General features: G+C 56.3%; 17 protein-coding genes and 1 tRNA gene. 12 read left to right on the top strand and 6 right to left on the bottom strand.

All coding sequences use genetic code 11. The features are described 5' to 3' along the window. Positions 1-138 precede the first annotated feature (138 nt). The 4 genes from NTX59_02605 to NTX59_02620 form a co-directional block, all read right to left on the bottom strand. Positions 139-2,466 carry an FAD binding domain-containing protein gene (locus NTX59_02605; GenBank protein ID MCX5784556.1) on the bottom strand — a complete coding sequence of 776 codons (2,328 nt, stop codon included), beginning with the start codon at positions 2,464-2,466 and terminating at the stop codon, positions 139-141. Between the two features lie 135 nt (positions 2,467-2,601). Further along, entirely contained in the window at positions 2,602-4,968 is a 2,367-nt protein-coding gene (locus NTX59_02610; protein ID MCX5784557.1) for a molybdopterin-dependent oxidoreductase, read from the bottom strand. Beyond that, positions 4,965-5,588: a (2Fe-2S)-binding protein gene (locus tag NTX59_02615; GenBank protein ID MCX5784558.1), complete on the bottom strand. Its 624-nt coding sequence runs from the start codon at positions 5,586-5,588 to the stop codon at positions 4,965-4,967. The genes NTX59_02610 and NTX59_02615 overlap by 4 nt, the downstream gene beginning before the upstream one ends. Positions 5,589-5,609: 21 nt before the next feature. Continuing rightward, the gene (locus NTX59_02620; protein MCX5784559.1) at positions 5,610-7,172 is read right to left on the bottom strand and encodes an amidohydrolase family protein; all 1,563 of its coding nucleotides are present in this window, start codon (positions 7,170-7,172) and stop codon (positions 5,610-5,612) included. Between the two features lie 189 nt (positions 7,173-7,361). Between NTX59_02620 and NTX59_02625 the strand changes: the two genes are divergently transcribed. Next, complete coding sequence (locus NTX59_02625) at positions 7,362-7,826, top strand: hypothetical protein (protein MCX5784560.1); 465 nt, start codon at positions 7,362-7,364, stop codon at positions 7,824-7,826. Between the two features lie 8 nt (positions 7,827-7,834). Here NTX59_02625 and amrB read toward each other — a convergent pair whose 3' ends face one another. Beyond that, positions 7,835-9,262 (bottom strand): AmmeMemoRadiSam system protein B, encoded by a 1,428-nt coding sequence (amrB, locus tag NTX59_02630; GenBank protein MCX5784561.1) that lies wholly within the window; start codon positions 9,260-9,262, stop codon positions 7,835-7,837. A 145-nt stretch (positions 9,263-9,407) separates the two neighbouring features. Here amrB and NTX59_02635 point away from each other — a divergent pair. Next, positions 9,408-9,483 (top strand) — tRNA-His (locus NTX59_02635). Here NTX59_02635 and NTX59_02640 read toward each other — a convergent pair. Next, positions 9,472-11,100, bottom strand: a complete 1,629-nt coding sequence (locus NTX59_02640; GenBank protein MCX5784562.1) for a recombinase family protein — start codon at positions 11,098-11,100, stop codon at positions 9,472-9,474. The genes NTX59_02635 and NTX59_02640 overlap by 12 nt on opposite strands. A 306-nt stretch (positions 11,101-11,406) precedes the next feature. Between NTX59_02640 and lexA the strand changes: the two genes are divergently transcribed. The 10 genes from lexA (at position 11,407) to NTX59_02690 (ending at position 20,273) form a co-directional block, all read left to right on the top strand. Then, positions 11,407-12,048 (top strand): transcriptional repressor LexA, encoded by a 642-nt coding sequence (gene lexA / locus NTX59_02645; protein MCX5784563.1) that lies wholly within the window; start codon positions 11,407-11,409, stop codon positions 12,046-12,048. Between the two features lie 214 nt (positions 12,049-12,262). Beyond that, on the top strand, positions 12,263-13,234 hold the full coding sequence (locus tag NTX59_02650) for a serine protease (GenBank protein MCX5784564.1): 972 nt from the start codon (positions 12,263-12,265) through the stop codon (positions 13,232-13,234). Positions 13,235-13,448: 214 nt separating this feature from the next. After that, positions 13,449-13,964: a sigma-70 family RNA polymerase sigma factor gene (locus NTX59_02655; protein MCX5784565.1), complete on the top strand. Its 516-nt coding sequence runs from the start codon at positions 13,449-13,451 to the stop codon at positions 13,962-13,964. A 63-nt stretch (positions 13,965-14,027) separates the two neighbouring features. Then, on the top strand, positions 14,028-14,327 hold the full coding sequence (locus NTX59_02660) for a hypothetical protein (protein MCX5784566.1): 300 nt from the start codon (positions 14,028-14,030) through the stop codon (positions 14,325-14,327). After that, entirely contained in the window at positions 14,324-14,854 is a 531-nt protein-coding gene (locus tag NTX59_02665) for a hypothetical protein (GenBank protein MCX5784567.1), read from the top strand. The genes NTX59_02660 and NTX59_02665 overlap by 4 nt, the downstream gene beginning before the upstream one ends. Before the next feature lie 16 nt (positions 14,855-14,870). Then, positions 14,871-15,746 carry a hypothetical protein gene (locus NTX59_02670; GenBank protein MCX5784568.1) on the top strand — a complete coding sequence of 292 codons (876 nt, stop codon included), beginning with the start codon at positions 14,871-14,873 and terminating at the stop codon, positions 15,744-15,746. Positions 15,747-15,794: 48 nt separating this feature from the next. Continuing rightward, positions 15,795-16,670 (top strand): AAA family ATPase, encoded by an 876-nt coding sequence (locus NTX59_02675; GenBank protein MCX5784569.1) that lies wholly within the window; start codon positions 15,795-15,797, stop codon positions 16,668-16,670. 2 nt (positions 16,671-16,672) lie between these two features. Further along, positions 16,673-17,260 carry a hypothetical protein gene (locus NTX59_02680; GenBank protein MCX5784570.1) on the top strand — a complete coding sequence of 196 codons (588 nt, stop codon included), beginning with the start codon at positions 16,673-16,675 and terminating at the stop codon, positions 17,258-17,260. Positions 17,261-17,277: 17 nt separating this feature from the next. Then, positions 17,278-18,219, top strand: coding sequence for a hypothetical protein (locus NTX59_02685; protein ID MCX5784571.1), 942 nt, complete (start codon positions 17,278-17,280; stop codon positions 18,217-18,219). Continuing rightward, positions 18,216-20,273: a phage/plasmid primase, P4 family gene (locus NTX59_02690; protein ID MCX5784572.1), complete on the top strand. Its 2,058-nt coding sequence runs from the start codon at positions 18,216-18,218 to the stop codon at positions 20,271-20,273. Before NTX59_02685 ends, NTX59_02690 begins: the two co-directional genes overlap by 4 nt. The last annotated feature ends 26 nt before the right edge of the window (positions 20,274-20,299 follow it).

Below are 20,299 nucleotides of genomic sequence, written 5' to 3' on the forward strand. Positions count from 1 at the left end.
TCGGACAAAATTGTGCAAACTGGTTGGGCCTCTTAGAAGGCAGGTGCTCTATCCATTGAGCTATGGGGGCGTTCAGCTATATTTTACAACAATATTCTGTGTTCCGGGACGGAGCCGCCGGCTGGTACGGCTTTTATTTTATCCGGCGGCGGACAGGATCGCTTTTTGAAGCAGGGCTTTTACGATCTGCACCTTGAAGCGGTTCTTTGCCAGGGGCCGGACTTCTTTTGCCGCAAGTTCGCCCGCCGCAACAGCCGTCTTTTCTCCGGCGGACTTACCCTCCAGAAACTTCTCAACGGCTTTAAGCCGCAGCGGAATGGGGGCCACGGCGCTCAGCACAAGTCTGGCGTCCCTGATCTTTCCGGCGCCGGTGTTGAAAACTCCCGCCAGCCCGGCAATGGGGAAGTCTATTGAGTTCCGTATCCTGAACTTGTGGTAGCTTTGGCTGCTGCCCGGCCGTGGCGCGGGTATAAGTATTTCCGTCACCAGTTCGTCCCGGTCCAGCACGGTGGACTTCAGCACGCCGGCGGTAAAGAAATTTTCGGCCGCAAGGGTGCGCCTGGTTGTTTTTATGCTTGCGCCGAGGGCCGCCAGCGCCGGCGCCAAATCCGAAGCGTTTACGGCCACGCAGCTGCAGTCAATACAGCGCTTAGCCTCCGCACACAGCTGCTCCAGGGTTAAACCTTTGCTTTCGGAGTGTTTAGTCCGAGCGCAGCGCGTACTGCAATCGGCGTTCAGCGCAAGCAGCGGGCTTACCGCAGCGTGCTCGATCTTTTTCGGCCGCTTCCGGCCGCTGGCCAGGTAAGCTTCTATCGCGCGCGCGGCCCTGCGCCCCGCGGCGATAGCGTGGATTACCGAAGAGGGGCCGCTGACGGCGTCGCCTCCCGCGAACACTCCGGGCAGGTTGGCGGCCTGTGTTGTTTCATCCGCGCAGATCAATCCCCGCAATGTCTTAACACCCGCGGCGTAGCCGAGCTCGGCGGCCTGGCCGATGGCCAGTATGATCTGGTCGGCTTTGATAACCTGTTTTTGCGCCGCGTCAAAGCTTGGATCAAAGCGGCCCTGCCCGTCAAAAACCGAAGAGCACCGCGCGAACTCCATTCCTTTAACTTTCCCTCCGGCTTCAAAGATCCGCTGCGGTCCCCAGCCCGGTAGAATGCGGACGCCTTCCTTTACAGCTTCGGCTATTTCCGCCGGGAAGGCCGGCATGGCGTCCCGGGCTTCCAGGCAAACCATCGTAACGCGCCGCGCGCCCGCGCGCCGGGCGCTGACCGCCACATCCACCGCCACATTCCCGCCGCCTATAACCAGCACAGTCCTGCCCGCGGACTTGCGGCCTGTTCCGCCGTCCGTAAGAAAAGCCATGCCGGAAGTGAGCAGCTCCGATTTCTCAAGCCGGATATTCTTCTGCGCCCAGGCGCCTGTAGCCAGGAACACGCTGTTAAAATCCCTGCGCAGGGCGCGCAAAGAGAGGCCGGGACCGATTTCCACATTGAGTTTGAAAATTATCCCCATCGCTTCCAGCGCCGCTATCTGGGCGCGGACCAGGTTCCTGGGGAGGCGGTACGGCGGGATGGCATAGGCGAGCATTCCGCCCGCGCGGGGCAGCCTGTCAAACACCGTCACCTGGTGGCCGGCCAGCCGCAGGTAATAGGCGGCCGCAAGCCCCGCCGGGCCCGAGCCGACCACCGCTATTTTTTTCTTTGTCCGCTTAACCGGCGGCTTCATAAGTTCTGCGGCATGCCCGAGGATATTATTTCCGATAAACCGTTCCATGGCGCGGATGGAAACCGCTTCATCAAACTCGCCGCGGTTGCACTTGCTTTCGCAGAGATGCGGGCAGACACGGCCGGTGATGGCCGGGAGGGGGTTGTTGCTGAGAATAATTTCCGCCGCGGCGTTCAAATTCCCCTCACGCACCAGGGCGAGGTAGTCCGCTGTCTCCACGCTGCCCGGGCAGGCGTCCGTGCAGGCCGGCGCGGCTACACGCGCGCCTCCGAAGATAGAGTGATAGCGGTTTTCGCCCAGGAGCGCGCCGCAATGCGTTCCGCCTTTTCTCAGGCAATGGAACCGGTCGTCGGGGGTGCGGTAGTACCAGCACCTGGGCTCCTGGCAGAGATTGCCGGCTATAGTGGCCATGTTCCTCAACTGGGGGGCGGCCACGCTGCGCGCCGCCTCGGCGAGGAGTTTATAGCTGCCCTTAACCGCCCTGTGCGCGGCTATTTCATTAAGCGGCGTCAGCGCGCCAATGCGCAGCCCGCGTCTGTCCTCGGCTATATAATTTAAGCCGGGAATAGTTTTAAGGTCCACTACCAACCCGGGGCTTTCTTTGTGGATCTTGTCTTTCAGGGCGCCCAGCGCGTCGGTGCCGCCGGCAATTGCGAGAACCCGGCCCGCACCGGAAAGAACGGCGGCCGCCTCTTTGAGCGATTTCGCCGGCAGATAATCAAATTTTTTCATTGCCATGATTTACGTTACTCCAGGTAGACAGGATTCAGGAGTCAGAATTCAGAATGGCCTGCGAATAGGCCTCTAACAGTTTTAAAAAACCATATTCTGACTACTGAATTCTGACTTCTGGCTACTTAAGCAGTTACTAATTTACGCCTTCCCTAACGCTTTTAGGACTTTTTCCGGCTTGACCGGGATATCGTCGATACGCACTCCGATAGCGTTGTAAACGGCGTTCAGCACCGCGCGCGGGGTACAGGTAAGCGTGCCCTCGCCGATGCCGCACGCGCCGTACTCCCCGGCGCCTCTCCAGACCTCCAGCAGAGCAGGGTCAATATCGGGCATGTCGGCCATGGTCGCTATCTTGTAATCTATCCAGTTGAAGTTAAGCGGAACGCCCGTGGCCTCGTCGTAGATTATCTCTTCGGTCAGGGCCTCGCCGAGGCCCATTACCTGGCCGCCTATCTGCTGGGCTTCCGCGCCCGAGGCGTACATTACGGTCCCACAGTCGTTAAGGACCACCAGCTTCAGTACCTGCGTCCGGCCAGTGCTCGTGTCCACTTCCACTTCGGCGAAATTGGCGATATAGGGAACGCCGGTTTTTTCGGCGTTGGGCGGCCTGCCCATTTCCACCACTACCGGGAGCATGTCACCCTTGCGGAAAATGTCCCTGACCGTCATACCTTTGGCCGGAGCCGCCTTGCGGTATACGCGCCCGCCGGCGATGTCCAGATCTTCGGGTTTAGCTTTTATAAGGGCGGCCGCTTTTTCCAGGAGCCGCCGCTTCACCTCCCGGGCGGCGTGGGCGACTACCTCGGACTGCAGGTAGGAAACGGCGCTGTCGGTCTGCACGCAATCTTTTAAGCTGGTTTCGGTATCGACCGTGTGCGGCCAGACAATATCTCCGGGGCCGATGCCCAGGAAACCCAGCGCTTCGGCGCAGCCCAGCACATTGCAGGTGTTGGAGCCCGTGCCGGTTTCCACCGTGGGCGCGTCCAGCACCACGCTGCAGTCCGGGTTTACGGTTATCCTGACGCGGATCTCGCCGCGGCGGGCTTCCTGCCACTCGGCGTGCCAGGCGGGATGGAAAGAAAACCCCACACCGCGCTTCTTTACCCGGTCATACACCGGCCCGGCTCCGGGCTTGTGGCGCTTTGCGCGCCAGCCGATACGCCTGGCCCCCTCGCCAAGGACCGCTTTGAGGCTCTTGTCCGGCAGGCCGCCCCATTCATGCCCGAAATTTTTTAATGCCAGGTCTATGGGATCCATGCCGAGTTTTTCGGCCAGCATGTCCACCACATGACCGAAGATGAGATTGAACTGCGAGTTGCCCACTCCGCGCATCATGCAGGCGGGCAGCTTGTTGGTATAAACGCCGTAGGACTCCATCCTGACATTAGGGATGTGGGCGAGCGCCACCTCGGTGATCTCGGTAGGGGCGAACTTAAGGGCGAACATGGTGTGGTCGGCGTACGCCCCGGAATTACCGATGGATTTGAAATACATGGATGTGATGGTGCCGTCCTTTTTAGCGCCCGCCTTGCCGGTATAAATGGCCGGCTGGCGGGAGTCGTGGAAACTTTCCCGGCGGCTGTGCCTGAACTTTACGGGACGGCCGGTCTTTTTTGAAAGCAGCGCGGTGAAAAGGAAAAAGGGCTGGTCGCCGGTATCCCCGCGCCCGAACTGCCCTCCGACATAGGAGCTGATCACGCGGACTTTGTTTATCGGCAGGCCGAGCATCTGGCTGATATGCATTCTGGTCTGATCCGCTTCGTAGGAATTGGACATCACCGTAAGCTTGTCGCTCTTCCAGTCCACAAGGCAGCACCAGTTATCCAGCGAAGCCTGCGTGGCGTTATGGTGCACCGAAACGGCCTCTATAACCACCTCGGCCCGGGCAAAACCTTTATCTACGTCTCCCTTGTCCACGAACACGTCCGAGCCACCGACGGCGTCTTTGGGCAGGATATTGCGCGGGGCGATCTCGGGATGAATTACCGGCGCGCCCGGCTTCATGGCTTCCATGGGGTCAAGCACGAAGGGCAGCACTTCCCATTCCACTTTTATAAGCCTTAGCGCCTCTTCGGCTATCTGCTCGCTCTCGGCCGCCACCACCGCGCCCACCTCGTCGGTGGCCCAGCAGGCGCGGTCGCCCAGCACCCGCCTGTCGCGGAAATGGCGCCACATCATGCGCTCGTAGGAAACCGTATCCACGCCGTCGGTCCAGCCGGCGCTTGTGGGCTTAAGTGAGGACACTTCGGGGTCTTTGCAGGTGAGCACCGCTTTTACGCCCGGAAGCTGTTCGGCAAGGCTTGCGTCTATGCTTTTTATGCGCGCGTGGGCGTACGGGCTGCGCATCACTTTGGCGTACAGCATGCCGGGGAAGCGGCTTTTCAGCGTTATGTCGTCCACGAACTGCACCTTGCCGGAGGCTTTCTCCAGGGCGTCGATGCGGGGACGGTAAGCGCCTATGAATTTGCGGGCCACGCGGGGCGTGTAGGGCCGGGGGGGGGTCATGGCTTGCCCCGCCCTTTTGGCCGTGAAGTGGAAGCCGGTAGCCGCACGCTTGGACCGATCGGCAAATGCATCGATCCAAAAGAGCGGGGCTTGCCCCCTTTGTTTTCTTCGCAAGCGTGCAGCACCGCCCGGGCGATTCCGGAATAGCAGCCGCAGCGGCAGATGTTCCCCGAAAGGCCCTCTTTGATCTCTCCCGTAGTCGGCTTCGGGTTTTCATTGAGCAGGCCTTTTGCCGCCATCACAAAGCCGGGCGTGCAGAACCCGCACTGCAGGGCCGTGCCGTAGCCGGGCTCACACTGTGCGACAAAAGCCCGGATAACCGGGTCATCTTCGGGGAGGCCTTCAATGGTGAGGATTTCATGCCCGTGCGCCTCTGCCGCCAGCTTCATGCATGACAGCACCGCCTTGCCGTCCATCAGCACCGTGCAGGCGCCGCAGGCCCCCTCGTCGCAGGCGACTTTAAGGCCGGTGAAGCCGAGCTTCTCCCGCAGCAGGTAGGAAAGAGTCATCTCCGGCACTATATCGCGACCCGGCTCAAATTCATGCCATTGTCCGTTGATCTTGATCTTTATAGGCGTCTTTTTCGTCTCCCGCGCCTGTTTCCCCGGTTTTGTCGCCATACTCTTTCCCCCGTTCTATATCTATATTTTTCCGCCTGCCAGAAGGCCTTTTGCCAGAAGGCTGAAGATCCCCTGGCCTTTTTTATACGGCACCCCTTTCAGCAAAAGCTTTTCAACCTTCAGTTCCAAAAGTTCGTTTGGTTTCATGGCCAGCGGATCCCTGTTCACGATGACCATATCGGCCATCTTACCCGCTTCGAGGCTGCCGCGTTCTTTTTCGTCAAAGGCGGCCCAGGCGGCGTTATAGGTGAACATTTTCAGGGCCTCCTCCACGGTGAGGGACTGCCCGGGAACATAATGGTTGCAGGCGGCATGGATGCCGGCTATGGGGTCCGGCGGGGTGCAGGGCGCGTCGGAGCCGCCGCTAAGCACAATTCCCATTTCCGTCATTTGCCGCAGGGGGGAAATTTCCTCCGCCCGGCCGCCCAGGAGCGTGCGAAGATACTCAAGGGGTTCAAGGTCCCACGCCAGGAAGGCGGGCTGAAGGGGTATCTGGATGCCGAGCGCGGCGCATTTCCGGAGCCCCTCTTCGGAAGGAAGACAGGCGTGGATGATGCCGTGGCGGTGGTCGGACCTGGGGCAGTCCTTCAGGGCCGCCTCAAGGGCCATGACAGCCTGCTCAAAGGCCGCGTCGCCGACGGCGTGCATCTCGATCTGAAAGCCCTCGCGGTTCGCCTGTTTTGTAAATTTTACAACCTCTTCATCGCGGTAGAAGAGAACTCCCCTGTTTTGGGGATCGTTGCTATAAGGCAGCCGCAGCGCCGCGTCCTGGCTGCCAAAGCAGCCGTCAAGGGCCGCGGCGAAACAGCCTCCCACGCGGGGAAACTTTCGCTTTTGCACCTTTTTTAAATCCATGGTCTGAAAGAAGAGGCGGGTCTGGAAACCGCTGCTGAGCCCCCTGCCCAGGAGCGTCTCCAGGGTGACGTCCAGATCGAAAGGAAAACCCACGCCGGAGGCCGTATGCATCAGCCCGATCCCTTTCAGCGCCATATCATCCACCGCGAGAAGCATGTTTTGAACGGTCCGCAAAAGGGGAATCTTTCTGGTAATAAAATCGGTGACGGCAAAAAAAGTTTCCTGATTCATTTCCCCCGTGTCCTGGTGAAAGCCCCGGAGGGTTTTTACTTTAGCCGGCAGCATGGCGATCAGCGCGCTGTTGAGAATGCAGGCGTGCCCGTCGTACTTGACCAGGTACAGCGGCCTTTCCGGGCAGGCCTGGTCAAGCTCGGCTTTTAAGATCAGCCGGCGCTCCGCGACGCAGTGCGGCGACGCCCCGAAGCCCATCAGTATTTTGTCCCGGCGGCCGGACGCGAATTTTGTTATCTTCCCGCACATTTCAGGCAGGCTCCGCGCGGACCGCACGTCCAGCCCGGCGTTAAAGAGAGCATAGGAGGCAAAGTGCAGGTGGGTATCTCCGAAGCAGGGGAGCAGCGCCCGGGCGCCAAGCGCCTCCCGCGGCGCGCCCTGATACGCCGCCGGAAGCTCCGCCCCGGTATAAAGGATGCGCCCCTTGTCTTCTACAAGGTATTTGTGCACCCGGTTTTCCCGGTCGCACGAAATGATAGTCCCGTTATAAACTTTCAATCTTGTCGCTCCAGCCTATGATCGCTTTCCAGAAAACTATTCTACCAAATGAGGGAATTCCGGTGACATAATACTTAATTCCAGGGAAACAGGTATTGTGTCACCTTATTTCCCATAGGCCTTTTGGCCCATTACCTTTTGGGCATTTTTGCTCTTACCAAACCAGTCGAAACAGCGTATAATATTTTCATGAAAAACAAAATTGCATTCCTTACAATAGTTTCCGGATTCGTTTTATCGATGGGTTGCGGTTTAGCTTCAGCCGAAAACAGCCCCACGTATGACCTGCTGAAGAATGCGAATGATATTCCAAACTATGACAATACGGCCGCGCATAAAGCCGCGCCGGCGCTTAACGTGGCGGGGTTTTTGCCCGATAAAGCTGCAACTACCACAAAAGCGACTACCACGCTGAAAGCGGCACCGGCCGTCTCGTCCGGCACGGCGGTAGCTGCGGCGACGGCGGCGCCTGCAGATCCGACACTGCTTGAAAAAATGGGCAAGGATCTTAAAGACCACAAAACGGACTATGCCATAGCGGGCATGACCGGCGCGCTCACCGGTTATTTTCTGGCGGGATGCGTCCTGTCGGGCGCGCTGCTCGGATTCGGCATAATAGTGGTGTTCCTGCTGCTGTTCAGGAATGTGAGTTAAGCAAAGATTTACAGCCCTTCCTCAAAAGAATCCACCGTGTAAACATAAAGCGCGGTGGATTTTTCTTTCCAGGCGTTCGCGTCAAGCCCCGCTTTTTCAAGGCAGAGTGAAGAAAGGAATTCGTCCCGGGTTTTGAAATGCTCCCACACCTGCGGCAGGTAGGTGCCGCTCCTTGAGCCCTTCTGCACATAAACTCCGTGCCTGCGCGGCTCCACCTCCGCGTAAGAAGCAACCGGTTTAAGGGGTGAAAGGACGGAAATTTCAATTTTTATTTTTGGCAGTTCATTGCGCGTTACAGGGGAAAACCGGGAATCCTCAAAAGCGGCCGCAACGGCATAAAAGTTTACCGCGTCGGCGAGCGCCGCGCGCGGTTCCATTGAACCTATGCACCCGCGCAAACGGCCATTTTCGGTAAGCGTCACAAATACCGCCGCCGGCTGGTTAAATTCAAGCCTTTCGCTCATGGGCAACGGCGTTATCCTGTTATTCTTGAGATAGTCACCTATGCTTTTGCGGGCCTGGGCAAGCAGTTCCAGTTTTATTTCCGCGTTCAGCGCTATGGCACCCGGCTTCTTTTTCCCCGTTTTTGAAAACACTCCGGCCGCGTAACCCACCACATTGTTGTCATCGCCCGAGGTCATGCCGGAGTGGGAATACCCGGCAAGGTCAAAGTCATCCCCGCCTAGTTCAAGCGCGGCGGCGGCCCCGGCTATTATGGCCGCCTGGCCGCAGGCGGCCGTGTCCATTTTGGAGCGGTTCTTTTCAAGCGCCAGGCGGCAGGCCAGGTCAAAATAGCCGGGGTCCGCGTTCCTGAGCGCGGTTTGAAGAGAGAGCATTATTGACTTATCAGATACGGCGGCCACATCGCCCGGCGGATAGTGGGACAGATCTGAAGAAACGCAGATAACTGCTTTGCGGCCTTTCAGGCAGGCGGCCAGGGCTTTGCCGGCCTTAACCAGCGTGTCGGCGTTTTCGGTGTTAAACAGAAGCGGCAATATTTTAAAATCACCGCTATTTAAGACCTGTAAAAAAGGCAGCTGCACCTCTATGGAATGTTCGGTTTCGTGGGCTTCAGGCAGGTTTTCAAAAAGGGAGGGGGTTTTCATCAGTTCCGCAGCCAGTTTTGTATCCACCGGAACCGGGCCCAATGGAGTTTCAAAAAGACCGCCGGCCATAAGCGCACCCCGCTCCAAAGCCATGGTATGCCCGGTACCGATAATCACAAAAGTGTCAGCCTTGATTTCCTTAAGCCGTGCAAAGGCCCTGCCGGCCATTGCGCCTGAATAGACATATCCCGCGTGAGGCGCCAGCACGCCTATAATTTCGCCCTCTGTTTTTGCAGGTCCGCAGTCCAAATATTGTGAAACTGTTTTTTTGAGCTTCTCCGGGTCCGCTTCGTAAAAGCTTCCCGCCACCGCCGGTTTGCGTGTTTCCATTATTTTTTCTCCAGCTTCAGCCCTCAGCCTAGCCTATTGCCATTAATCTTATAAAATTTTAGAATAGTCTTTCAGCGCCCGCCTAAGAGATTGAAAGGCGCGCCCTGAATGCCACGAACAGCAAGTCTTCCGGTATTCTTTCATGGTGGTTGTAGCTCAGTGGTTAGAGCGCTCGGCTGTGGCCCGAGAGGTCGCGGGTTCAAATCCCGTCAGCCACCCCAATTTTGACGGTAATCGAACAATCCTTCCAAGCGGGCCACATCGCCCCAAGCGCGCGAAAGCGGCCTTAAAGCTATTTTAACGCGCGAATTCTTGCCATCATAGGTAACCTCGCGGATCAATATCTTCAACAGCTCTCTCTGCTCCTCGTAGTTGCATTGCCCGAAAATAAGGAGAAAGTTCTCAATGTTCTGACGCACGATCTCCGCGTCAACCGCGCGGCTCTCGTGCTCCAATATCTCTTTGTCCAAAGCGAACAGCTTTGTCCGCACCGTTTCCTTTTTGGCCTGCGCTTCGTCTAGCCTCTCCATGATAACCGTGTAACGGGGGGAAGTGGTGCCTTCCTGTGCCAAAACACCCACAAGGTTTTTGATGTCTCCGTCAATGTTGCCAAGTTCAGCGCACACCCGGCTTTTTTCTTCTTTTTTAACAGGGAGGGCCCGACTGGAATCCTCCAATGTCCCTTTAATGACTTTTTCCACAATGTCTTTGCTCTTACTCAGCAATTCGAGCCGTTTCATCACGAAACTTTCGAGCGCTTTAGCTGGCACCCGCCTGACCTCACATGCGGTTCTGTCCATCTTGTTGACCGAAGAGCAATGATAATAAAAATATCTTTCGCCTTGGCGCGGCCGGCTGGTCGTTGGAGTCATACCAGAATGGCAGAAAGCGCACCTGACCAGACCGCCCAAGAGGTAGCTGTATTTTCGCTCTTCTATGTGTCTTTGTGTCACTCCGTGCCCATTAGCCCTGAGGATTCTGTGCGCCTTTTCGAAAACGTCGTCCGGGATGATGGGCAGATGCTCGCCCTTAATTATGGTATCCCGCTTATAAACTATTTTGCCGGTGAAAATCAGATTATTCAGGAGATAGCTCAGGTTGGCCTTGTTGAATTGCCGCCCACCTTTGCGCTTGCCGCCGTCCGTAACCCACGCTTTCATGGTGTAGCCCTTAGCGGCCATCGACTTGGCAGTAAGCATTAAGGACGCCGTCCGGATGTATGTGTCGAAAATATCCAGGACCTGCTTGGCTTCCTCAGCGTTGACCACCAGAAGCTTATTCTTCCGGTCATAGTCATAGCCCAGAATAGGATGGCCGCCGATCCACTTGCCCTTTCTGGCCATTGCCGCCATTTTATCGCGCGTCCGCTCGCTTATCATTTCGCGCTCGAACTGGGAGAAGTCCACCAGGATGGACCGCATAAGCCGACCGACCGAGGAGGTGGTGTCTATCGGCTGGGTTACAGAAACAAAGGCCACTCCGTTACTTTCGAAGATGTCCAGGATGTGGAGAAAATCTCTCGTATTGCGACTGAGGCGGTCGTATTTATAGCAGACAACGACCTGGAATTTTCCCTGCCGCGCATCGGAGATGAGCTTTTTCAGGCCCGGGCGGTCCATGTTGCCGCCCGTAAACCCCGGATCGGTGTATTCCTCGAGGTTTACGCTCCAGCCTTCCGGCTCCCGGCTCTTGATAAAAGCCTGGCAGTATTCCCTCTGCGAGTCCAGAGAGTTAAAGCTCGTATTCAGGTTTTCGTCAGTGGATTTGCGTGTGTAAATGGCGCACGAATAGCTCTTTGGTTTTTCCTGTTGAACCGTGGCGGTTTTCCTGCTTACCATACACCATTCCTTACCATCTTTCCCGCCGAGAATCAAGGCCCTTTTTATTCGGAATGCCCGCTTCCTCTTTGGCTTGTTTTTGCTTCTTCAGAAGCCGGATAGACGCGATGGTCAAAATTTCCACAACGCGCCGAAACCGCTCATCCTCAGTCATTTCTTCTATAAATTGAATCCGGATATCCGTCATAACCACCTCATATGAATAAAGACGAATGAAGAGGCGGAAATGACGAAAAATTTGACATAGTGAACAAATGTTTACTATTCTTTGATTCGGGGGTTAAACCGCAGATACAAGGACGTGAGATGGAACCGACTCAAAAACAACGGCAGGTACTGGACTTCATTTCCAGGTTCATTCAGAAGACCGGCGCTTCACCGACTTTTAGGGAGATAGGCACTCACTTCGGCTTTGCTTCGCTTAGAGCCGTGGCCGGGCACATTGACGCCTTGGTTAAGAAAGGTCTCCTGAAAAAAGAGAAGCGAAAATTCCGCAGTCTTATGCCTACCACTGGGACGTTTCGGCCTGACTGGTCCGCTTTAACCCCGGTTCCGGAATGCCTGGCGACCGTTCCGTTGGGGAGCCCAAAAGCTTTATCCGACGAAATGGATGAGGTTCACTGGATCTCAAAATCTTTGACCGGCGCGGGAGAGTTTTGCATGTTTCCCGTTAAAGGCGATAGCATGGTTAAGGCTGGGATTTTCTCTGGCGACTATGTGATAGCCAAACAGCAGACAAGCGCGGATGTCGGCGACATCGTGGTTGCCATTTATCAAGGAGGAGCTACGTTGAAAAAATATGGCCGCGATTCAAAAGGGAACCATCTACTGATACCGGAAAATGACAGCATGGCGCCGATTATCATCGCACCGGATGACTCTGACTTTCGTATCGTAGGGAAAATGACGCTTTTAATTCGGAAAGCCAAGAATCTACGTCGAGCATAATCATGGGGGAATTATGGATGAAGTCACAACAAAGAGAAACACCTGGGTCGCCTGTCCAAAATGCGGACACAAGGTAGCCAAGGTCCGGACCTGCGACATGGAGCTGAAATGCAAGCATTGCGGGTGTGAGTTTGAAGCCGTTATAGGCATATCAACCCCATCCAAGAATGTCCCATCGTCTAAAGAATAGAACGATATTAAAAGGATATTTAACATGACTACAATTGCCGAATGGATTGATGCACGGCTTGCCATCGTGATTGGCAGCGACGGACGTGGTGGCTCTGGAATTTGCATAGAAACGGCTGAAGGAGAAGTAGCTGTTCTTACTGCCCGGCATGTTGTTGTGGATTGCATTCGCACAGGCGCACTGTTGGTGGGCAGAAGATCTCAGCACTCTACAATTCGGCCGACAAGAATCAGAATATCTTCGCAAAGCGATGTCGCGTATCTCATCGTTGATAAAAATGCTTTTCAGGGGGATTATCTCTCATATCCCGAATGGACAAAGCCATATGCATCAATTACAAATAGCCAGTCAGTCATGGCTTATGGTGCTTTGGGATCGGAGAAAGAGATTGACATAGAAGCCAGAACTATTTCATCCGTTAAAATTTTATCCTATCTCACTAAAATCTCGAAATTCAAAGATGACCTCATAACATGTGACATAATCCCTGACCGGGACACCCCGAAGACTTTCAAGGGCATGAGCGGTGGCCCGCTTTTTGATCTCAATGGCAATTTTATGGGAGTCTTAATAGAAGAAATACGACGTGGCGGTGAATCTATACCCACAGCGCTTCAGATAGCACCTGTTAATGAGTTAAAAGAATTACATGTGCCATTCCAATCTCCATTGAATGATTATTTCGGAGAAAAGATAACAGCCCGAACCTTGGACATCGTCAACCCCGAAAACACCGGTATTACCGACAAGCTGGAAGTTAATGGCGAATTCTATTGGTCAGACAAGACGCCTGACGCCCTATATGGGAAAATGGGCAAAATCCTATTTTTACGTTTTCTAACCGGTAACGCGCAGTATTATCCTATCAATACAGAAGCGTTATTTACTTGGGACACTAACACGAAAGCCGAAAGGATTAAATCATTCGACGAAGCGGTCCGTTTTTTTCTCTTTAGCATTGGATGGGGAATAGACCCTAAGCAAAAAACAATCTAGTTGTAATAACGAAACTTCGGACCCGCAGCCACGGCTGCGTGATCCGGCGACCTTAAAAGAGCCGCCATAGCAGGCCAGAGCCCCATGAGGGCCAGCGCCTGCTTGAGCCTGGTCGTTAAATTCGGGATGCGTTCCCGTTTTTAGCGATCAGGCTCTTTTTTATTGGAGCCGCTGCACTCGCGCGAACGCATCCCTTAACGCGAGGAGGCGGCTTATGTCCGTTAAAGGGAAGGCTCATGCACGTCCAATCGAGGGATGGGAGGTGGAACTGGCGAAGAACGTGGCGCGTTCGTTCGCCGGGTTTCCGGAGTGGAACGACTTGGAGGCGGAATTATTCAGGAAGTTGTCCGTCATAAAGAGCGGAAAGCGGGAGGGGATAAAAGACTGGAAGGCGTTTCTCGCCAAATCGCTGTTCAATTCCGCGCACGACTACATCCGCAGATGGAAAGCCGGCGCGAAGCTGTTCCAGCCGATGGAAATACCCGGTAAAGACGGCGAAATGCTTTCGCTGGAAGAAATCATCGCGCATCCCGGAGATCCAAAGGACTCCGGCATAGACATAAGGCTTGCGGTCGAAAGCCTGTCGCCGGAACTCCAAGAGCTGTGGGCCCTGCTCATGGAAGAGGGCGGCAATCAGGTCCGCGTGGCCGAAAGGCTAGGCAAGCCCCGGATGACGGTCAAATACTGGATAGACAAGCTCAAGAGTTCCTTGGTAAAGCGCGGTTTTTAGCAGGTAAAAAATAGTTTCGTCATTTCGCATACCCTCATTCGTCTTTAGATAGCGGAGGGCAAAATGGCGAAAACATCATCCGCGATAATTTACAAGTTCACAGTGCCGAAGCGAGGGAGCGCTGAAATTCTGAAAGCCATCCTTACGCTGGCGGTCAGGGAGACGGAAATCATATACGGTAGGGCCAAGCTTAAGCTGGAGACGGACTACAAGCTGCCCCCGAACCGCCCGGCCTGCCTTATAGAGGGCGGGACCGAGTGTGGCGAGCACCTGGCGAAGCTGATGTCCGGGTTCCTCATAAAGCAGTTCGGCGAGAACGGCTTCCGGGTGGATCGGCTCACGAAACAGGGCGGTCGGCCATGAGCTGCGAATCCGAAATCTGCCCGACTTGCGGCCGGAAGCTGAAAGCGGGCGTGAAATCGCTCGACCGGTTCATGACACTGTTGTTCATCGCCGCCGTTAAGCTGTCGAAGGACACGACGGTGAAATGGCGGGCCGACCGCGCAGATTCCAAGAGCACCGTCAAATCCGCGTTTCTGCGCGACGTCGTATTCTCCAAGGACATCCGGAACGCTGGATTCACCACCCGTTACGCCCGCATGGGAGACCTCAAGTACTGGCACCTGCTGGAACAAGACCCGGAGCATTGGCACCAAGGCATATACCAAGTCACCGCCCTCGGCAAGAAGTTCCTAAACGGCGAGATAGCGGTCCCCAAACAGCTTAAAGTCAGCAACGGCAGGATTCTGGAGGCGTCCCATGAGCGAGTGGACGTCAAAACCGCGCTCGGCAGCAAGTGGAATGAGATCGGCGATTGGATAAGCGACTGGCGTAAGGAACACGCGGATGCCAAGGACGAACAGGGTGGCCTGTACCAGCAAAACCAATAAATAGGAGTAAAAAAACATGCAAAACACTGATATTCCGTCAGCATCGTATAAAGCGATGAAACTTCCGGAGCCCAAATACACCGTTAGCGCCGACAACCACAAATACAGCATTATTCTCCCAACCGGCGAGACTGTCGGCCCGCTCAAATCTGTGACCGGCATTCTAAATGTGCTGGCAAAAGACGCGTTGATCGGCTGGGCAGCCAGAGAATCCGCGAATTTCTTTAAGACTGAAATTCTCCGAATGGGCCGCGCGGCGCTCGACCCGGCGATGCTTGAGCAGATCGCAAAGGACGCAGCGGGCGCGCACCGCCGCATGGCCAAGGATGCCGCAGACTTGGGCTCAAAGTGCCATGACGCCTTTGAGGCCATCATCCTCGGCCGCGAGCCGGAGGGACACCCCAAGGAACTTAATGAGCCGGTCTCCGCTTTCAAGACTTACCGCCTCCAATCAGACATCGAGGTCGTCGCCACCGAGGTCGCCGTCGCCAGCGCCAAACACCGTTATGGCGGCCGCCTGGACTTCTTGGGTTACTCAAAGGTTCGAGGCGGATGGGGTATTGGGGATCTAAAAACCAGCAGCGGGTTCTACGGTTCGGAATATGCCTATCAGGTCGCCGGTTACGCTGCTGCCGTAGAGGAAATGTTCGACATCAAGATCGCATGGGCCGAGATCGTACGCTTCTCAAAAAAACCGCCTTACGAAAGCGAAGCCAGACCTGTCACTGATATGGCCGCCGCAATCTTGGGCTTCATCACCGCCCTCAACATGGTGCGTAGCAATGAAATCAAGCTAATCGGTGCGCCAACGTTCTCAAGCGCCGGAAAGCCCGAGATGGTGCCCGCACTGCCCAAGCCGAAAAAGAAGCCTGCGTCACCACTTGGGTTTTGATGATGCGCAAAATAGCATTCACGAATAAATAAGACAAGGAGACCACACATGACCACAGAGAAACAAGAAGCGCAGACACAGACCGTTCCGCCGCCCGCCCATCAACTGGTGAGCGCGCGCAAGAAGAAAAAGACAGGTATGCCAAAGTCCGGCATTTGCATCATAGTGGGTTACCCTAAGACCGGGAAAAGCAAGTTCACTGCTTCATTCCCCAACTCGTACGTTCTCAATATGGACTGCGGTGATGCCGACCATATAGATGGCCGCATCGAGGATATTGAGGATGTCGTTGACGCTCACGGCAATATCGTTAAGACCAAACTGGATAATTTCCGCGAGGCACTCCTGGTTGCGATTAAGGACCCGATTATTGAGGTAATCGTTATTGACACAATCGACACTCTCGTAGAGAACATCTGCGATGAGATAGCCAACAAAGCCGGGCTGTCCAAGATCACGGACCGGCTGCCAGGAGTCGATGGCTTCTCTCTCTGGGGCGAGCTCGGAGCGCGCATCGACGGCATGATTAATCTCTTCAAGAAGAGCGGCAAGCTGTTCATCCTCAATGCCCACCTGCGCGAGCCAAAACTCGACGACAACAACAAGGTCATCACCCCCGCTGGCATTAACGTGCCGGGCAAGAGCGGCGACAAGCTGGCCTTTGCCGCAGACATGATCGGCTACACATTCAAACGCGAGGTCGGCGGCAAGACAGAATACTGTTTGACGTTTCAGGGGGGAGTTGCTGGACGCTGGGGTTCACGCGTCGAGGAACTCAGTGACAAGACGATTAAGCTCGACGGCGACAATCCATATAAGTCTTTTGCGGCGCTATTTACCGAGAAGGCAGCGATGCCCGAAGCAGGTGAGCCCGCGAAAACGCTCGAAAAGAAACCGGCCACAAAGGCCAAAGGAGGCAAATAATCATGGCGAGAATAAATTACAAAGGCGACGCCGGTGCGGAGAGCCCCAGACAGGGCGGCCAGGCGAAGTTCCAGCCGGCCCCGCGCGGAATCTACACGTTGCAGATTTCCGACTATTCGGACGGGGAAGTCACCCAGAGCGGCAAGAACCCGGGCACACCCAGAACCAAGCTGATCTGCGAGATAGCCGACAAGGGCGAGCATTTCGGCAAGCGCGTGTGGCACAACGTTGTCTGGATTCCGCGCGGCAACGGCGAGAAACCGAATCCGGGGCACGGCATGGCCGTCCACTTCCTTCATGCCGTCGGCATGCAATACGACGGCGAGTTTTCGTTCGAGGAGTCAGACCTGCAGGGCCGCCAGTTTCGCGCGCTCCTGGGCGTGACGACCTATGACAAGGTCGCCAACGGGCGAACCTACACCAACGAAAAGAACGTCATCGAAGATGTTTACACGGAACGGCATCCTGAGCCCGCATCCACACCGCCCCCTCGCAAGGACGCTTTCAAAGACGCAAGGGAAATGCTTAAGCACAAACAGCCTACGCCGGAGCCTAGCAAGTCTTCCGACGGCGAAGAAATCCCATTCTGACGCCATAGGGAGGCATTATGTTCATCGACGACATTTTGATGTCGGAAGAAATACCCAGGGAGTGGCCCGGAGGCGGGGTCCCCCGGGAACGGATGCTTCGCGCGTTCCGTACCGTTTTCGTCGTTAAAAACCAGAACGTCTGGGAATACTTTCAGGCGCATATGATGGACGATGAAAATATGAGCGCGAATTGTCCCAATGTCGCGCCCACCATGCCGGGCATGTGGTTCGAGTGGCTCGCGGAGACCAAAACAATACTCGATCCGGCCAGCGGCGAGTACCGGAACGGCAGGCTGAGAATAGGCGTTCTCTGCTCCGCCGAGGACCTGACACTGATCGGACCGGAAGACGCAAAGCCGATTCTAGATAAATACCGGGAATCCGGGGTAAATCCAGGGCGGGAAACGCGGTGGAGCGTGATGGGCATGGTTTTCACGCAAGTAATGGAGCCGGGGAAATTGCCGCACATCCTGGGCGTTATAGCATGGCGGGTCGGCCACAACGGCGAACTGCTGCCGTCCGGTGAAAACAACGGCTTCGCCTATATGCTCCGTCCGCCATATATGGGGAAACGCCAGGATGACTTCGGCGGGAGCATGGCCATCGGCGCACGGGCGTGCTGGCTGGCGCTTTCGCTCATGCACTGCAAGAACGTCCCAATCTCCAAAAGCCCGCCGATACCAGATGCGCTACGACGCGCCCGCGAGCGTAGGGGGAAACCGCCGCTGTTCCGTCACCACACGCTGGTCATAGACCCGTCCAGGCCAGTGACACGCGGCCAGGCGACCGGAAATGTGGGAATCGGCGACACCGCGCTTCACATCTGTCGGGGCCATTTCAAGGACTACGGTGAACGCGGGTTATTCGGTAAGTATACCGGGACATATTGGTGGCCCATGCACGCGCGCGGCTTGGCCGCGCACGGGACGGTGGACAAGGATTACGAGGTGCGAACATGAGCAAGCTTAAATGGGCCCTCAGCCTCGCTGAGCAGGGCTGGCCTGTCTTTCCGCTGGAGCCCAACGGCAAGAAACCGATTACACGCAACGGATTCAAGGATGCCACCACCTCGGCTGAGGCCATACAGCAATGGTGGGAGCGCAATCCGGACGCGAATATCGGCCTGGCAACGGGCGTGGTGTCCGGCATCGCCGCCGTAGACATCGACGTCAAAAAGGGCGCGAAAGGCCGCGAGTCTGCCGCCGGGCTGAATGGCGGCCTGCCGCCAACGCTCAAAGTCCTGACGCCCAGCGGCGGCTGGCATCTCTACTACGTCTGTCCCGAGGGCGGGCTGCGCAGCAGGAACGGCCTGCTGCCGGGCGTGGATCTGAAAGCGGACGGCGGATACGTGGTCGCGCCCGGGTCAACGATAGACGGGAAGGCATACGAGTGGAACAACGCGGAAGAGCATCTATCGGCCATGTCGGAGGAGATTCTCGCCCTCACGCGCAAACCAGTCCAGCCGCCGAGCCTGACCGGCGCGCTGCGGGACGGCACACGGAACTCCACACTTGCCAGTATTGCGGGCACGATGCGCAGGCGCGGCATGTCTGCCGGCGAGATAAAAGCGGCGCTTGCGGCCATAAATATGCAACGCTGCGACCCGCCGCTGCCGGACAAAGAGGTAAACGACATCGCCGCGAGCATAAGCCGCTATCCTCCGGCCGCGCGGGATGATGAAGACGAACCGGTTCCGCCCGGCTTCACTGACGATGCTCTGGCGCTCAAATTCACTTCCAAATACGCCGACGACTGGCGTTACGTCGCCCCGTGGGGACACTGGCTGCACTGGGACGGCGCGCGCTGGCTCAGGGAGACGACGCTCAAGGCGTTTGACCTCTCAAGGCGAGTCTGCCGCGAAGCGTCAGCCAGCTGCGAGAAGGCAAATATCGCGGCCAAGGTGGCAAGCGCGAGCACGGTGGCCGCCGTTGAGCGGCTCGCCCGGGCCGACAGGAAGCACGCCGCTGGCATGGATATCTGGGACCGCGACCAGTGGCAGCTCAACGCGTTCGGCGCCGGTACGGACTTACGCACTGGCGAGCTGAAACCGCACGCGCGGGCGGACTACATGACGAAGATAGCCGCCGCCACGCCGCAAGGCGACGCGCCGACCTGGCTTAGGTTCCTGGCGGATATCACCGGCGGGGACGAGGAACTCCAGCGATATCTCGCTCGCATGGCGGGATACGCGCTTACCGGCGTCACAACGGAGCACGCGCTCTTCTTTCTATACGGCACCGGCGCAAACGGAAAATCGGTATTCCTGAACACGCTGTCGGCTGTAATGGGCGATTATGCCGTAAGCGCGCCAATAGACACGTTCCTGGAAAACAAAAACGAGAAACATCCCACAGATCTGGCCGGGCTGCGGGGGGCAAGGCTCGTCACTTCCATTGAAGTCGAGAAGGGAAAGCGGTGGGCCGAAAGCAAAATAAAATCGTTAACGGGTGGAGATAAAATCGCGGCCAGATTCATGCGGCAGGATTTCTTCGAGTACAAACCGCAGTTCAAGCTTATCATCGCGGGCAATAACAAGCCCGCCATCCGCGACGTAGACGAGGCAATGCGGCGCAGGCTGCATCTGGTGCCGTTTACCGTCACTATCCCTCCGGAGAAACGTGACCAGACGCTGTCAGACCGGCTGCTGGCCGAAGGAGACGGCATACTGCGCTGGATGCTGGACGGCTGCCTTGAATGGCAAAAAACGGGACTTAAACCGCCCACCAGCGTGGTGTCGGCCACGGAGGAGTATCTTGAATCCGAGGACGCACTGGGAAGATGGATTGACGACGAATGTGTCCGTGACATCAATGCCGAGGCCGTCACAGACGACCTCTTCGCGTCATGGAAGGTGTGGACCGAGAAGTGCGGCGAATATGCGGGGACAAAGCGGCGGTTCTCTGATGATCTTGATAAACGCGGGTTTATAAGACGGCGTTCGGGTCGTAAGGGCAATCGCGCGTTTCAAGGAATCGGGCTGAAAGGCAAAGAGGTCCAAGGGACGATACTATGAAAACGCTTATTTTTACGGGCTTTTTT

Source organism: Elusimicrobiota bacterium (genome assembly GCA_026388155.1).
Classification (GTDB): Bacteria; Elusimicrobiota; Elusimicrobia; order Elusimicrobiales; family UBA9959; genus UBA9634.